13 protein-coding genes are annotated in these 14,817 nt (G+C 27.9%); 7 read left to right on the plus strand and 6 right to left on the minus strand.

Annotated features, from left to right (window positions below; all coding sequences use genetic code 11):
• Both fbaA and AVBRAN9331_RS00245 read right to left on the minus strand, forming a co-directional pair.
• Positions 1–1,050, minus strand: a complete 1,050-nt coding sequence (fbaA, locus tag AVBRAN9331_RS00240) for a class II fructose-bisphosphate aldolase (protein ID WP_336612180.1) — start codon at positions 1,048–1,050, stop codon at positions 1–3.
• Positions 1,051–1,059: 9 nt separating this feature from the next.
• The gene (locus AVBRAN9331_RS00245) at positions 1,060–1,869 is read right to left on the minus strand and encodes a peptidylprolyl isomerase (RefSeq protein ID WP_214120118.1); all 810 of its coding nucleotides are present in this window, start codon (positions 1,867–1,869) and stop codon (positions 1,060–1,062) included.
• A gap of 74 nt (positions 1,870–1,943) precedes the next feature.
• Here AVBRAN9331_RS00245 and nth point away from each other — a divergent pair, with 74 nt between their 5' ends.
• The 5 genes from nth to gltS all read left to right on the plus strand — a co-directional run bounded on the left by nth (position 1,944) and on the right by gltS (position 6,470).
• Complete coding sequence (gene nth / locus AVBRAN9331_RS00250; protein ID WP_336612181.1) at positions 1,944–2,585, plus strand: endonuclease III; 642 nt, start codon at positions 1,944–1,946, stop codon at positions 2,583–2,585.
• The gene (locus AVBRAN9331_RS00255; RefSeq protein WP_336612182.1) at positions 2,548–3,792 is read left to right on the plus strand and encodes a ComEC/Rec2 family competence protein; all 1,245 of its coding nucleotides are present in this window, start codon (positions 2,548–2,550) and stop codon (positions 3,790–3,792) included. The genes nth and AVBRAN9331_RS00255 overlap by 38 nt, the downstream gene beginning before the upstream one ends.
• Positions 3,789–4,589: a YihY family inner membrane protein gene (locus AVBRAN9331_RS00260; protein WP_214115771.1), complete on the plus strand. Its 801-nt coding sequence runs from the start codon at positions 3,789–3,791 to the stop codon at positions 4,587–4,589. Before AVBRAN9331_RS00255 ends, AVBRAN9331_RS00260 begins: the two co-directional genes overlap by 4 nt.
• Before the next feature lie 212 nt (positions 4,590–4,801).
• Positions 4,802–4,990, plus strand: coding sequence for a hypothetical protein (locus AVBRAN9331_RS00265; RefSeq protein ID WP_214115772.1), 189 nt, complete (start codon positions 4,802–4,804; stop codon positions 4,988–4,990).
• A 178-nt stretch (positions 4,991–5,168) separates the two neighbouring features.
• Positions 5,169–6,470 (plus strand): sodium/glutamate symporter, encoded by a 1,302-nt coding sequence (gltS, locus tag AVBRAN9331_RS00270; protein WP_239803479.1) that lies wholly within the window; start codon positions 5,169–5,171, stop codon positions 6,468–6,470.
• Between the two features lie 12 nt (positions 6,471–6,482).
• Here the strand turns inward: gltS and AVBRAN9331_RS00275 are convergent, their stop codons facing one another.
• From AVBRAN9331_RS00275 to AVBRAN9331_RS00290, 4 genes are all read right to left on the minus strand, one after another.
• Positions 6,483–6,788, minus strand: coding sequence for an ArsR/SmtB family transcription factor (locus AVBRAN9331_RS00275; RefSeq protein ID WP_214115774.1), 306 nt, complete (start codon positions 6,786–6,788; stop codon positions 6,483–6,485).
• A gap of 8 nt (positions 6,789–6,796) precedes the next feature.
• A complete protein-coding gene (locus AVBRAN9331_RS00280) occupies positions 6,797–7,672 on the minus strand; it encodes a permease (RefSeq protein ID WP_336612183.1) in 876 nt (291 codons plus the stop codon).
• A gap of 845 nt (positions 7,673–8,517) precedes the next feature.
• A complete protein-coding gene (locus AVBRAN9331_RS00285) occupies positions 8,518–10,065 on the minus strand; it encodes a flagellar hook-basal body complex protein (RefSeq protein WP_214115776.1) in 1,548 nt (515 codons plus the stop codon).
• Positions 10,062–10,877: a flagellar hook capping FlgD N-terminal domain-containing protein gene (locus tag AVBRAN9331_RS00290; RefSeq protein ID WP_336612184.1), complete on the minus strand. Its 816-nt coding sequence runs from the start codon at positions 10,875–10,877 to the stop codon at positions 10,062–10,064. Before AVBRAN9331_RS00290 ends, AVBRAN9331_RS00285 begins: the two co-directional genes overlap by 4 nt.
• 93 nt (positions 10,878–10,970) lie before the next feature.
• Here AVBRAN9331_RS00290 and ciaB point away from each other — a divergent pair, with 93 nt between their 5' ends.
• Positions 10,971–12,713 (plus strand): invasion protein CiaB, encoded by a 1,743-nt coding sequence (gene ciaB, locus AVBRAN9331_RS00295; protein ID WP_336612185.1) that lies wholly within the window; start codon positions 10,971–10,973, stop codon positions 12,711–12,713.
• The gene (gene topA, locus AVBRAN9331_RS00300) at positions 12,710–14,797 is read left to right on the plus strand and encodes a type I DNA topoisomerase (RefSeq protein WP_336612186.1); all 2,088 of its coding nucleotides are present in this window, start codon (positions 12,710–12,712) and stop codon (positions 14,795–14,797) included. Before ciaB ends, topA begins: the two co-directional genes overlap by 4 nt.
• The last annotated feature ends 20 nt before the right edge of the window (positions 14,798–14,817 follow it).

Below are 14,817 nucleotides of genomic sequence, written 5' to 3' on the forward strand. Positions count from 1 at the left end.
TTAATTCCTATTCATACAATTTAACTCGCTAAACGCTTGTAAAAGGCGTTTTTGCATAGATTTTTCTCCAGCAACTAACCACATTCTTGGGTCATAATATTTCTTATTAGGCTTATCATCGCCTTCAGGATTTCCGATTTGTCCTTGTAAATATCCGTGATTTTTTACTTCATATTCACGAACACCATCCCAAAATGCCCATTGAGTATCAGTATCTATATTCATTTTAATTACGCCGTAATTGATTGCTTCAGTGATTTTTTCTGCTTCACTACCACTTCCGCCGTGGAATACAAAATTAAGTGGTTTTGCACCCTTTTGTAAATATTCTTGACAATTATGCAAAATTACTGGCTCAAGTCTTACATTTCCCGGTTTATAAACCCCATGAACATTACCAAAACTTGCTGCGATTGTATAATTTGTCCCAATTTTGCTTAATTCTTTATAAGCTAGTGCTACATCGCTTGGTTGAGTGTATAATTTAGCATTGTCAATATTTGTATTATCAACTCCATCTTCTTCTCCACCAGTGCAACCTAATTCAATTTCTATACCGATTTCTAATGCGTTAAATTTCTTAAAATATTCGCAAGAAATTTCAATATTTTCGTTTAAACTTTCTTCGCTTAAATCAAGCATATGAGAACTAAATAAAGGTTTTTTATGAATTGCATAAAATTCTTCATTTGCCTTAATTAAATCATCTATCCAAGGTAAAAGTTTTTTTGCTGCGTGGTCAGTATGTAAAATAGCAACTACCCCATAAGCAGCTGCTACTTCATGCACATACTTTGCACCTGCAATTGCTCCAATTACTGCTGAATTAGGACAATCTTTTCCTGCAAAAAAACTAGCTCCGCCATTACTAAATTGAATAATAATAGGCGAATTTGCTTCACGAGCAGCTTTTAATGCGGCGTTTATAGAATTTGTTCCTACAACATTTACTGCTGGAATTGCAAATTTATTTTCTTTTGCGTAAGCATAAACACGCTCTAAATCTTTACCATAAATAACACCTGGTTTTACTAATTCTAAAACACCCATTATAAATCCTTATTTAACTTGTAAGCCTGAATTTTTAATCAAATTCTCAACTTCGTTTTTAATTAATTCTTTATGTTTTTCATTTTTTAAACCATTTTCAATAAATGGAGTTGCTTCTTGTAAGCTTCCTTGTCTGCTAGCTCTAAAATCTTCTCCTAAGATTACATGAAAACCAAATTGAGATTTTACAGGTTCTGACACTTCATCTTTTTTAAGTTTTTTAGCTGCATTGAAAAACTCAGGAACTAATTCATTTGCACTCATATAAGGTAAATCGCCACCCATTGCTCCTGAACCTTTATCAAGTGATTTTGATTTAGCAAGTTCGCTAAATTTAGCTACTAATTTATCTCCTTTAAGACCTTTTAATTGTTTTAATATTTCTTTAGCATCAGCTTCGCTAGCAACTAAAATATGTTTAGTTTTTACAGCTTCAGGAACTTTAAAATCATTTAAATGTTCATCATAATATTTTTTAATTTCAGCATCACTTACCTTGATACCTTCAAATTTTTTCAATAAATATTGTTGAGCAAGTAATAATTCTTTTGCACTATTTAAAGCTGATTGAAATTTCGCATCTTTATCTAATTTCATCTTTTCAGCTTCTTTAGCAAAAAGTCTTTTTGATAATACATCTCTTATTAAACCATCTTTAACTTCTTTTGGAAGCGCACTTACATCGCTTATTTGAAATTGAGCTAAATAAGGTGCTAAATCATCGCTTGTAATTTCTCCACCTTTATAAGTTGCAACCACAGCTGCATTTAAGCTTACACCACATAAAAGTCCTGCTAGAACTAATGAAATTTTTTTCATAATATCTTCCTTTTTCAATTGATTTGATATATCATTTTACAAATATTGTGTAAAAAAATAGTAAGATAGTAATTATGAGAAGAAGAGAAAAAGAAATTAAAAATAGATTTTTAAGTAATTATAAAAACGCAAAAAGTGAATTAATTTTTAATAATGATTATGAACTTTTAGTTTGTGTTATGCTATCAGCTCAATGCCTTGATAGTAGGGTTAATCTAATAACACCAAGTTTATTTGCAAACTATCCTGATATAAATTCTTTAGCAAATGCAAATTTAATGAATATAAAAGAATTAATTAAAAGTTGTAATTTTTATCAAAATAAAGCAATTAATCTTATCAAAATGGCAAAAAGTGTTGTGAAATTTCATTCAGGAATTATACCTATGAGATTTGATGATTTGATAAATCTTGCAGGGGTTGGAGAAAAGACTGCTAATGTGGTTTTATGCGAGAGTTTGGGTGCAAATGTAATGGCTGTAGATACTCATATTTTTAGAGTTAGCAAAAGATTAAAAATATCAAATGCAAAAACTCCTAATGATTGTGCTAAAGAGCTTACGAAACTATTTAAAACCGACCTTGATAAATTGCATAAAGGAATGGTTTTGTTTGGAAGATATATTTGCAAGGCTAAAAAACCTGATTGTAATAATTGTTTTTTAAACGATTTATGTGATGAATATAAAGAGCAAAAGAACTCTAATAATCAATAAAAAACATTATTTTATAATATTTATTGTTTTAATTGCTGTATTTTGTTTGCAAGTGCATTTGAAATTCTTAGATTTTTGCGAGTTTTTAGAACAAGATAGTTATGAGTTAAAAATAAACAATAATTATTTAAAAACTAAAAATAATAAAAGTTATTATGTTCTAGCACTTGCATATAAAGATGTTTTAATATACACAACTACTAAAAAAGAAATTAAATCCAATCAAATCAGCTTAAAATTCGCAGCTAAAAATAAGCTTAATTTTTATGAATATTTACAAGCTAGATTTTATTTGCCAAGCTATGCTTTAGAAGAATTAGATGAGATTAAAGAGAACGCATTTGTAAATTATTTTATAAATCAGCACGAAAATTTAACTATGAAGCAATTTTTTGGAGCTTTATTTTTTGCAAAAAGCATTAGCAAGGATTTAAGGGATAGCGTAAATTACTATGGAATTGCACATTTACTAGCAATATCAGGCTATCATTTAGGGCTTATTTATTCCATATTTTTCTTTATATTTTCAATTATTTATAAGTATTTTCAAAAAAGATTTTTCCCATATAGGTCAATTCATTTTGATTTAGGAATAATTATTTTCATAATCTTAGCCTTATATTTTTATGAAATTGGTCTAGTTGCAAGCTATTTTCGCTCATTTATAATGGCTATTTTGGGATTTTATTTTATAATTAGAGCAATTAAAATTCTTAGTTTTTCGCATTTATTTTTAGCATTTTTTATTTGCATTGCTATTAATCCTAGTTTTTTATTTAATGTAGGGTTTTTCTTCTCTTGCCTTGGGGTCTTTTATATATTTTTATTTATTTATCATTTTAATGCTAATTCACTTACAAAACTAATCTGCCTTGAACTTAGCACCTTTTTTGCAATGGTTGCACCTGTTTTATACTTTTTTCCATTGCTTAGCTTTCAACAATTATTAGGGATTATTTTAACTCCTATTTTTGTGATTTTTTATCCTTTAGTTTTGTTTTTACATATTATTAATTTAGGAGATTTATTGGATAAATACTTATTAATATTTTTAGATTTTAAAATGTTTGCAACTAATTTTAAATTGGAATTTAAATATTTTTTCATTTATTTAATACTTAGTTTTTTATCAATTTTTCATAGGTATTTAGCAATTTTTGTTATAAGTTTGAACTTAATATTTTTTATTTATCTAGGATTTTTATGAAAAAGATTTTACACATTTTAAAAACAATTATTAATGTAAGTGATAAAGGTATTTTACAACACGCTAGCTCGCTTTCTTTTTATAGTGTTTTAAATATTATTCCGATTTTATCTTTAAGTTTTTTTGTATTCGCTCATATGCCAAGTTTTAAAGAACAAAGCAGCCAATTAAATAATTTTATATTTAGCTTAATTTTGCCAAACCAAGAAGCAAATTCTGTAAATTACATAGAGCAATTTTTACAAAATAGCACAAAACTTGATGTAGCAGGAATTATCGCTATGGTTTTTGCTTTATTTATGTTTTTTAATGCTTATGAAAATACCATCTCGCACATTAGCAATACTCCTAAAAAGGGCTTTTTTTCATCACTTAGCACATATTGGTCGCTAATTACTCTAGCGCCTTTAGGATTATTAACTAGCTTTTATTTAAGTTATAAAATTCAAAAATATATAGATGCAATAGGACTTAAGTTTAATTTCTTAGGAATTTTACCTTTTTTAATCATTTGGGCTTTATTTTTTGTATGTTTTCATATATCAATCAATAAACATTTAAATCCTAAAATCATAGCTCTAGTAAGCTTTTTAGTAGCTTTAGTTTGGAGCATTTTTAAAAGTCTTTTTGTATTTTATATATCACTAAATAAAGTATATGCTAGCATTTATGGTAGTTTTTCTGCTGTTTTATTTTTCTTTATATGGCTTTATTTTTCTTGGATAATTTATCTTAATGGAGTAAGAATTAGTTCTTTACTAAACACAGATAATGCAAAAACAAAATCAACAAAATAGGAACTAAATTCCTATTTTAAAATCCATAATTGTTTAATTTAAATTATATAAATATATTTAATAATTTTATAAATATTTTGCTAATTTAAAATCGCTAATTTGACTATATATTAGGAATTTCAGAATATTTTTTCAAAATTTATTTTTTTTAAGTAAAGTTTAAGATTGTAGGAGTAGAATGCCGGCGCATTTTAATTAAAAAGGAAGAAAAAATGAAAAAGTTATTAGTTTTAACAGCTATCTTAGGTGCATTTAGTGCAGGTTTATTCGCAGAAGAAAATACAGACGCTACAAAAGTTCAACCAGTAGAACAAACTCAATCAGTAGAAAATGCTGATGCAAACGCACAAGCAGTTGCAGTTGAGCCAGAAGCAGAAAAAAAAGACGCTGAAAGCAAATAATTTCTAAGCTACCTTTTAGGTAGCTCCTCTTTATATATCAATCAAAACTTTATTAAATAAAATCTCAAAATTATTACAAAATTACTCACTTTTTTAAAAAAACAAAATTAATTGCTTATATTTGTAACAAATTAAATATTTTAAGACAAAATAAAGCGATTTAATAAAAGGAGTTTTAATGGAAAAAATCAATCTCGGTATTGCAACTTTGCTTAGCAATGATAATGGCACTAGTGTGCTTGAACTTAATTTTTATAGCACATTTATTTGTATTATGCTTGTCTTAATTTTGGGTAGAATAATTACTAAATATTCTAGCTTTTTAAGAAATTACGATATTCCAGAGCCTGTAACTGGTGGTATCATAGTAGCATTTATTTTATTCTTATCTAGTTATTATGCAAATTTTACAATCAAATTCGCAGAAGATATAAAAACCCCACTTTTATTAGCATTTTATGCAACGGTTGGGCTTAGTGCTGATTTTGATAGTATCAAAAAGGGCGGGAAATTACTAATTACTTTCTCAATTGCTGTTTTCGTCTTATTAGTGGTTCAAAACGCAATTGGTGTTGGAGTAATGAGTGCTATGGGTGAAAATCCATTAATAGGCTTACTTGGTGGCTCAATTACACTTAGTGGCGGACACGGAACTGGTGCTGCTTGGGGAGCTACATTTCAAGAATCACCTTATAATTTCGCACAAGCAACTGATATAGCAATGGCGTGTGCTACTTATGGATTAATTTCTGGTGGGCTTATTGGTGGTCCTATGGCGAATTATTTAATCAAAAAATTTAATCTAAAAAGCGATGAAGTAGAAAACAACGAAACATCAAGTGATGAAGCATTTACAAGTCCGCAAAAAGTAAGATTAATTACAAGTTATAGTTTTATTACAAGCTTAAGTTTAATTGCTCTTGCTTTAGTGATTGGTAATGCAATTGATTATGCGTGCCAAGCAGCAAATGTAGCTACCAATAAAGAAATTGGCTTTTTAAAATTCTTAGATAGTATGCCGACATTTGTATGGTGCTTATTTTCAGGTATTATTATTAGAAATGGCTTTAGCTCACTAAATATTCATAAAGTATTTGATAGAGAAGTAGGTGTGATAGGAAATGTGGCTTTATCATTATTCCTTGCTATGTCAATTATGACTTTAAATATCGTTGAACTTATAAAATTAGCTGTTCCGATCAGCGTTTTATTAATAATTCAAACAATAGCAATTATTATTTATGTAAGATATGTAACCTTTGTTATTTGTGGCAAAAACTACGCAGCAGCTTGCCTTGTAGCAGGACATTGTGGCTTTGGTATGGGTGCAACTCCAACTGCGATTGCAAATCTTCAAGCAGTAACAAATCACTTCGGACCTTGCAAAATAGCATTTATTATCGTTCCTATTATGGGTGGATTTTTAGTAGACATTGTAAATGCTCTTGTTGTTAATGGCTTTGTTGGATTTTTATTTTAATTCCTAGATTTTCTAGGAATTACATTCTTTTGGGGTTTTTAAATCAGGTAAAGTAAAATTAGCCTTTTTTAAAAGCTCTAAAATCTCTTTAGTATTTTCATAATTTATCTCATAATAAATAAACGCCCCATCTCTACTAGCTATTAATAAATCAGCATCTTTTAATATCTTTAAATGCCTTGAAATCCTAGACTGAAGCATTTCAAAACTCTCACATATCTCACATACGCAACATTTTTTATGAATATCTAAAAAAGCTAATATTTTAAGCCTAGTTTCATCATTTATAGCTGCTGTATAATTTAATAAATTCTTCATTTTAATCCTTAGTAAAATAAATAAAGTAAAATTCCAAAAATATTTGCCATTGATAAAATACTAATGATAAATATTATCATCATACGAATTTTAAACATTGACCTAAGTAAAATTAATTCAGGTAAAGAACAACCCCCACCAGCTATTAAAAAACTAAAAAATATACCGATAGGAAACCCAACATTTATTAAAGTTACTCCCAATGGAATAATCAAGCAAGTTTGTATATAAAGCAACAAACCAACAAAACTAGCCAAAAATATACCATAAATTCCAAAACTAGATAAATAATCTTTAATAAATTCAACAGGCATAAAATTATGCAAAAAAGCACCTATTAACATACCAAATAATACATAATAAAAAATATCCTTATATGATTTTAAAGACTTGTATAAACATTCATACAAATTAAGCTTGGTATTTTGATTAAATTGAAATTCTTTAGTTACAATATCTTTTAATAGCAATCTTGCAGGTATTAAACCTATTAAATAGCTTATAATAAATACAAATATAACTATATAAATAATGTAATAAAAAGTTATGCTAAAACCAAATGCACTAAGTAGCATAGTAATTAGCATAGGATTAATTAATGGCGAAGTTAGTAAAAAAGCACTAGCTACTCCGTGATTAATATTGTTTTTAATTAAAGAATTAAAAACAGGTATAGTTGAACAAGAACAAAAAGTAGTAATTGAGCCTAAAAATATTGCTATAAAATATGAAAAAACATTATTTTTTAAATATTTATTAAAGCTATATCTTGAATTAATATAAAACATAATCATATTGATAAAAATAAATAAAAAGCTTATTTCAGCAGTTAAAAACAAAAACTCATAAAAAGTTTCTAATAATTTCTCACTTGTAAATTCCATAAAAATCCTTTTTCAAAATAAAATAATTTTGAAAATTTATTATAGTATTCTAAATATCAAGTTATCTTGATATATTATAAATATATTAAATACTTTTCACAAGATTTCAATCAAAATAGCTATGAGAATTTAAAATTAAGAATTTTTATAAATATTTTAATTACTAATACAATTTATACTATTTTTAAGCTTCTTTTTAGGATTTGGCAATTCATCAACCATTGCTATTACAATCATACTCAAAAGCTCTTTATCTTCTTATAACAAAATATCTAATTTTGCTCTTTTAAAAGGTAATAAAATTAGCTCATTTATATATTTAATGCTTTAATAATAACTGATTATCAAAAATACCACCTACAATAAAAACATACTCACTAAAAATATATTTATAATCAAACAAGTCTAAAACATACTTTAAATAATCCTTAATTTTAGCTATAAATTAATCTTTCTTAAAAATAGCAATAAGTAAAATTAAAAATTATGTTTAGTCTAATTACTATATGATTATGTATAAGTTAAATTGATATAAAGTTAAATTATAAGTAAAATAAATTGTATAAATAATAAAACTTTGTAAAGTCACAAAATCAAAACATATTAAAAATTACCATAAAATATTGTTCTTATAAATCAAAAATAATTCCAAAATACTAATTAAGTAAAACTAATAATTTATCTCTTAAAAATAAAGCATTTATATCTAATATTTAGTAGAAAATATTTTAAAAATAGTATTAAACACACAATTTTTAAATATTTTTATACTAAATAATTTATTTAAAATATATTTTTAATTATATTTAACACGAAAAATTGTGCTAAATATAATTTATTTTGTATTATTTTTTCATCTCTATTGCGCGTTTTAGCATTTGATCGGCTGTTGTGATACTCTTAGCGTTTGCTTCATAAGCCTTTTGAAAAATAATCACTTGAGTAAGCTCCGTGCCTAAATCCACATTGCTTTGCTCTAAATAATTTGATTTGATTTTATATGAGTTTATTACATTACCATTTGCATCGGTAAAAAATATAGGATTTCCACTATCAGGAGTAGTGCTGAACTCATTTTCTCCATTTTTATGTAAGCCTTGCTCATTTACGAAATTAAACACTGCAAACTTAGCTACAGCTTGAGATTTACCATTGGTAAAATTAGCTAATATATTGCCCCTTTCATCAATAGCGTAATCTTTTAAAACTCCTGCTGGATAGCCATTTGCTTCTACATAACGCTCTATTTTTGCATTATCAATACAAGTTAATCCATCATATCCACCCTTACCATCAACTCTTGGGCTTCCTAGATTTAGATTTATTCCATCTATTTGATTTAATTCATTTGTATTTAATGAACCATCGGTATTAAAAATAATATTCCCACTAGCTTCACTAATAGTATTTCCTTGAGTATCTTTTAAAATAGCAGTAGCTTTAAAATTAAGCTTATCAATAGCTTGTATTTGCAAATCAATTTTTCTAATATTTCCATTCGCATCATAAGTTGCTATATCAAATTTATTATTAGCACCTACATTAATAGTCTTTACTTGCCTTGCACTAAAGCTATTTACATTCCCGCTAATTGTCTTTTCTAAATTCCCAAACTCATCAGCAAATGCTTCTATAGTATCGCTTCCATCTCCCCTATCAACTTCTAATAAAATTCTAGCATTAGGCTCAAGATTACTTGCTTTAAAAGTGCTTTTATTATTATCAATTTCTAATTCAATATTATCAAGATTTATATACTTATCTTCTTCGTGAAAAGCATTACTAAGATTTGCTTTAATATTTACATTTGTAGTTGCTACTGCATTCATAAAAAGTGTTCTTGGCAATGTTATAGGAGTTTGTGCGTTTGGTGCGTTTAATTTAATATCTAAATCATTATTAGATATTGTAAAACCAGCATTTGAACTAACTTTTCCAAACATTTCTTTAATATTTTCACTCATAGCACTCGCATTAAATCCAGCATTCATAGTCCCTAGCACAAATCTTCCAAAACTATCAACCAAATTAAAATCGCTATCAATATTAAAAGCCCCATTTCTAGTATAATAAGTATTACCATCGTAATCTTTTATGCCATAAAATCCCTTGCCTTCAAGTGCTACATCAAAGGTATTTTGACTAGAAACTAAAGCTCCTTGTTTTTGAGAAAAAGTTGAGCTTAAACCACTTGCAGCAAGTCCAACTTGATTTGCCCCAAAATTATTTAAGCCACCAACATCATTGCCTGTTTGATAAAATATGTCTTTAAATTCAGGCATAGCAGCCTTGTAGCCAACGGTGTTTATGTTTGAAATGTTATTAGCTAATAAATCCATTCCAAAACTATGAGTTTTTACCCCACTAACCCCGTTATAAAATGAACGCATCATAGTTTTTCATCCTGAAATTGTGCTATATCATCAAAGCTGATTTTAATACCAGAAGCGTTTAAATAAGCCTTGCCATCTTCAAAAGTAACCCCATCAACCTTAAAATAACCACTAGGAATTTGAACTATATTTCCATGTTCATCTTCATATTGAGCTACGAATTTAAAATCGCCTTTCTCTCTAATAGTTCCATCTTCATATCTAGTATCCCAAATAAAATTATTATTACCTTTTTGAATAATGTCTTTATTGACTTTAATTGCGTCAATTTGCTCTTTATTTGAGTTAAATACACCTATTACTACATCATTTGGAGCACCATTTGGAAAGTATAAGTTAAACGGCAAATCAACAGCCTTACCATCGTGAGTAAAGGTATCTTTTTTAAGCACAGCCATTTTACCAACTGCATTAATCATACCAATTCCTACACTATTACTAAGCAATTCCATTCTCTTAGCTAATTCATCCATAGTTTTATTAGTTTTTTCTTGAGTTTCAAGAGCTGCTAGTTGGCTTGTTTGAGTTAGCATTTTATCACTATCCATTGGACTTGTTGGGTCTTGATGCTTTAATTCTTCAAGCAATAATCTCATAAAAGCTTCTTGAGAAATCTTAGAATTTGGATTAGTCCCATCAGCTTCTTTTAAGGCTTTTGCATCTGCTTCTTGCTTTTTTACATCACTTGTATGAACGGTATTATCAAGACTAAAACCTTCTGATTTTTGCTTATCAGAAAGCGTATTAGCATTTTGTGCAGCGATACTTGTATTAACACTCATAGCAGTATTATTCATAGGTGAAATTGCCATTTTCTATCCTTGTTTAAAAATATTTTTACTTATATAGCAAAGTGTGTTCCATATTTAAATATTTTTTGGCAAAATGCGAAAAAAGGAGCAAAAATGTTAGGAAAAATCATAAAAGAGCACGAAGAAGAATTATTCTCATTATACAAATTAAACTCATCAAGCAATCACGATTTAGCAAGACTTATAAATAATGATTTAAAAGAACTTGGCTTAGAAATAAATGATATGAATTTCAATTCATATTTATTAAGAATTATTGAGCTAAATACTACAAATTATGAAAATACTTGCAAAAAAAATAATATAAACTTAGCAAAAGCAAAAGATTTAGCATATAAAAGAGTTAAAGAATTTTACGAGCAAAGACATATAAAAATCATTGAAAAATTAAGCCCTTGTTTAGATAAATTTTATGTAGATTTATTAAATCTAGTGCATAAAATCGGTCTTGTTTTTAATAGTATTCAGCCTAAATGGGATAAGGCAATTGAAAAAAATAATGAATTTTTTAAAAGTTTAGAAAATCCTTATGAGTTTATAAAAAATAATAAGCTTTATTATCTTGATGAAAATGATGAAATAGCTACTAGGATTTATGCAATAGCAATTAATTTGGATACTAAACCAGAGCTTTTACCATATTCTTTATATTTTGAAGAAGAATTTAAAAAGATTGATGAATACTTTAATGAGTTTTTTAAATTAAATCATAAAAATGAAGCATATATAAAATATCTTAAAGCCTTGCAAAATGCTTTAATGAGTAAAGAGCTTAGCCTAAAGCCTTGGCAAAATGCTGAAATAGCTTGGATGGGGGCAAAAGACTTCATTCAAGTTGGGCATTTTTTAGAATATTACGAAGACGCTTTTACTCATTCAGTAGCACTTGAGTGGGATATTAGAATTGATGATAATTATGATTTTAATAGTGAAAGTTTTGTTAATAAGATGAAAAATAGCTTAAATAAAGCTTATAAAAACGCTAATATAACTAATCAAAACGCATTAAATCTAAGCTTAGCTAATTTAGACAAAATTGAGCTTCATATTAGCAAACCTATACTTTATTATGGAGCAGAATTAAATGGCTTATTTTCAGCTCAAGTTGTGCCAAATGATGAATTTGTATCAGCAAATTATGGCAAAAAAATATTTGCATTTTTAGATTTTGTCTATAAAAAAACAAAATCAAAACCAAGAACAATGCTAAATCAAAAAGTATTTGATAAAGCCTTTAACGACTACAATAAAAGCGTATTAAATAATGAGTTTTTATGGAAAAAGATTTATGAGATTAGCACCATTGGACACGAAGCAGGACATATTTTCTTTATAGGTAGCGATACAGAAAGCTTAATGAATACTAATGGGGTATTTAAAAATATTGAAGAATTTAAAGCAAGTGCTGGTGGGATATATGATTTTTGCAATCATTTTGATGAAAAATACAAAAAGGCCTTATTAGCAAATATAACAAGTAGAGCAGTATCTTTAATGGCTTATAAAAGCACTAAAGAAATAGAGCCTTATTATTGTGAAGGTTTGATATTTTTAGCAATATTATTTAAAAGCAAGGTTTTAAGCTTTTCAAATGATACTTTATTAAGTGTTGATTTAGAAAAATTTGAAGATTTTCAAAAGGAATTTTTAAATGTATATAACGAACTTGCAAAAACTTATCTTAAAAAAGAAAATGCAAATAATTTTTTAAAAGATTATGCAGTGTTAAAGGATTTAGAATACATTAGCACAAATAAAGATTTAGTAAAACTTGGCGATGAATATAGAAAATTATATGATGAATTTGCCAATGTTTTAATCAAGGAGAACGAATGAGTAATACCCTAATAATAGTAGAATCACCAAGCAAAGCTAAAACAATTTCAAGATTTGTAGGTAGTGAATATAGTGTAATTGCATCTAAAGGTCATATTAGGGATTTGCCTAAAAATAAATTAGGAATTGATATAGAAAACGGACATTTTAAACCTAATTATGAAATCAGTAAAACTCACTCAAGCATAGTAAAAGAATTAAAAAGCCTTAGCAAAGGTGCTAAAGTCTTACTAGCAACCGATGAAGATAGAGAAGGAGAAGCAATTGCATATCATCTAGCAAATATCTTAGGCGGAGATGTTTTAGGCTATGATAGAATAGTTTTTCACGAAATTACAAAAGACGCTATTTTAAACGCTATTAAACACCCAAGAAAAATAGATTTAAATAGCGTAAATGCTCAACAAGCTAGGCGTATGCTAGATAGAATTGTGGGTTTTAAATTAAGTGGCTTATTATCAAGCAAGGTAGCAAGCAAGCTTAGTGCTGGTAGGGTTCAAAGTGCGGCTTTAAGATTAATTATCTTAAAAGAGCGAGAAATAAGAAATTTCGTAAGCATTGAGTATTATGAACTTGATACTAAGTTTAAAACAGATTTAGAAGTAGAATTAATAGAATTTGATAACAAGAAATTATCAAAAACAAGCATTACTGAAAAAGCCTTAGCCGAAGAAATCCTAAAACATATTAAAAGCTCGGATTTTATCGTAGATGAAATCAGTATAAAAGAGCGTAAAGATAGTCCAAAGCCACCTTTTATGACTTCTACTTTACAACAAGCTGCTAGTTCTAAATTAGGTTTTTCTCCTAAAAAAACTATGATGTTAGCACAGACTTTATATGAAGGCGTTCAAACTCACGCAGGATTTATGGGTGCAATTACTTATATGAGAACTGATAGCTTAAACTTAAGCGAAGAAGCAATAAAATCAGCAAGAGAACAAATCGCAAAAGACTATGGCAAAGAATATTTACCGACTAAAGCAAGAGTTTATGAGACTAAAAGCAAAGGCGCTCAAGAAGCTCACGAAGCTATTCGTGTAACTAATGTTAGCTTTACTCCTGAAATTGCTAAAGAGTATTTAAAGTCTGATGAATATAAATTGTATAAATTAATTTATGATAGATTTTTAATGACTCAAATGTCTGATGCGAAGATAGAAAACAATACAATTTATATCACAAGTAATAAGGCGAAGTTTAAACTAAGTGGAAGAAGAGTGCTATTTGATGGGCATTTAAGATTGAATGATGATGCTAGTGGAGATAAGATTTTACCTGCTTTAAATAAAGGCGATAAAATGACTTTACAAAGCTCAAAAATAAAGACCTTACACACAGAACCACCTGCAAGATACAACGAAGCAAGTCTTATTAAGCAACTTGAAGAATTAGGCATAGGTCGTCCTAGCACTTACGCACCTACAACAAGCCTTTTAATTGATAGAGATTATGTGAAGTTAGAGAAAAAACAACTAATCCCTACAGAAAAAGGCGAAAAAATCATAGAATTTTTAGAAGAACATTTTATGCAAATAGTAGATGCGAAATTTACTAGCAATATGGAAGAGCGTTTAGATGAGATTGCAACTCATGGGCGTGATTTAGATGAGGTTTTAAATGAATTTTATGAGCCATTTATCACTAAAATCAACGATGGAAAAACAAGTATTCAAAGTCAAAAACAAGTAGAAAAACTAGGAGAAAATTGCCCTGATTGTGGTAAAGAATTGCTAATTCGTGAAGGCAAATTCGGTAAATTCGTAGCTTGTAGTGGTTATCCAAAATGCAAATATTCAAGGAATTTAAACGATACAAAAACCGAAAACAAAGAAGAAAAACCTAAAAAAGAATTAGTAAAACTAGATGTCCCTTGCCCTAAATGTGGTAGCGATTTGGTGCAAAGATTTTCTAAAAGGGGTGCATTTTATGGGTGCAGTTCTTATCCTAAGTGTAATTTCATTAGCTCATACCCACTAGCTAAAGAAAAATGCGCTAATTGTGGCGGAATAATGATTATAAAAGAACTTAAAAAAGGCACATTTATAGAGTGCTTAGATTGTAAAACAAAAATAGAAAAATAATAAAAGAATTTGTAATTAAT

The sequence above is a fragment of the Campylobacter sp. RM9331 genome, from assembly GCF_020137685.1.
Taxonomy (GTDB): Bacteria; Campylobacterota; Campylobacteria; order Campylobacterales; family Campylobacteraceae; genus Campylobacter_E.

Excerpts from the sequence above, each read along its gene's own strand:
- fbaA (WP_336612180.1), bottom strand. The coding sequence starts at position 1,050 with ATGGGTGTTTTAGAATTAGTAAAACCAGGTGTTATTTATGGTAAAGAT.
- AVBRAN9331_RS00245 (WP_214120118.1), bottom strand. The coding sequence starts at position 1,869 with ATGAAAAAAATTTCATTAGTTCTAGCAGGACTTTTATGTGGTGTAAGC.
- nth (WP_336612181.1), top strand. The coding sequence starts at position 1,944 with ATGAGAAGAAGAGAAAAAGAAATTAAAAATAGATTTTTAAGTAATTAT.
- AVBRAN9331_RS00255 (WP_336612182.1), top strand. The coding sequence starts at position 2,548 with ATGAATATAAAGAGCAAAAGAACTCTAATAATCAATAAAAAACATTAT.
- AVBRAN9331_RS00260 (WP_214115771.1), top strand. The coding sequence starts at position 3,789 with ATGAAAAAGATTTTACACATTTTAAAAACAATTATTAATGTAAGTGAT.
- AVBRAN9331_RS00265 (WP_214115772.1), top strand. The coding sequence starts at position 4,802 with ATGAAAAAGTTATTAGTTTTAACAGCTATCTTAGGTGCATTTAGTGCA.
- gltS (WP_239803479.1), top strand. The coding sequence starts at position 5,169 with ATGGAAAAAATCAATCTCGGTATTGCAACTTTGCTTAGCAATGATAAT.
- AVBRAN9331_RS00275 (WP_214115774.1), bottom strand. The coding sequence starts at position 6,788 with ATGAAGAATTTATTAAATTATACAGCAGCTATAAATGATGAAACTAGG.
- AVBRAN9331_RS00280 (WP_336612183.1), bottom strand. The coding sequence starts at position 7,672 with ATGGAATTTACAAGTGAGAAATTATTAGAAACTTTTTATGAGTTTTTG.
- AVBRAN9331_RS00285 (WP_214115776.1), bottom strand. The coding sequence starts at position 10,065 with ATGATGCGTTCATTTTATAACGGGGTTAGTGGGGTAAAAACTCATAGT.
- AVBRAN9331_RS00290 (WP_336612184.1), bottom strand. The coding sequence starts at position 10,877 with ATGGCAATTTCACCTATGAATAATACTGCTATGAGTGTTAATACAAGT.
- ciaB (WP_336612185.1), top strand. The coding sequence starts at position 10,971 with ATGTTAGGAAAAATCATAAAAGAGCACGAAGAAGAATTATTCTCATTA.
- topA (WP_336612186.1), top strand. The coding sequence starts at position 12,710 with ATGAGTAATACCCTAATAATAGTAGAATCACCAAGCAAAGCTAAAACA.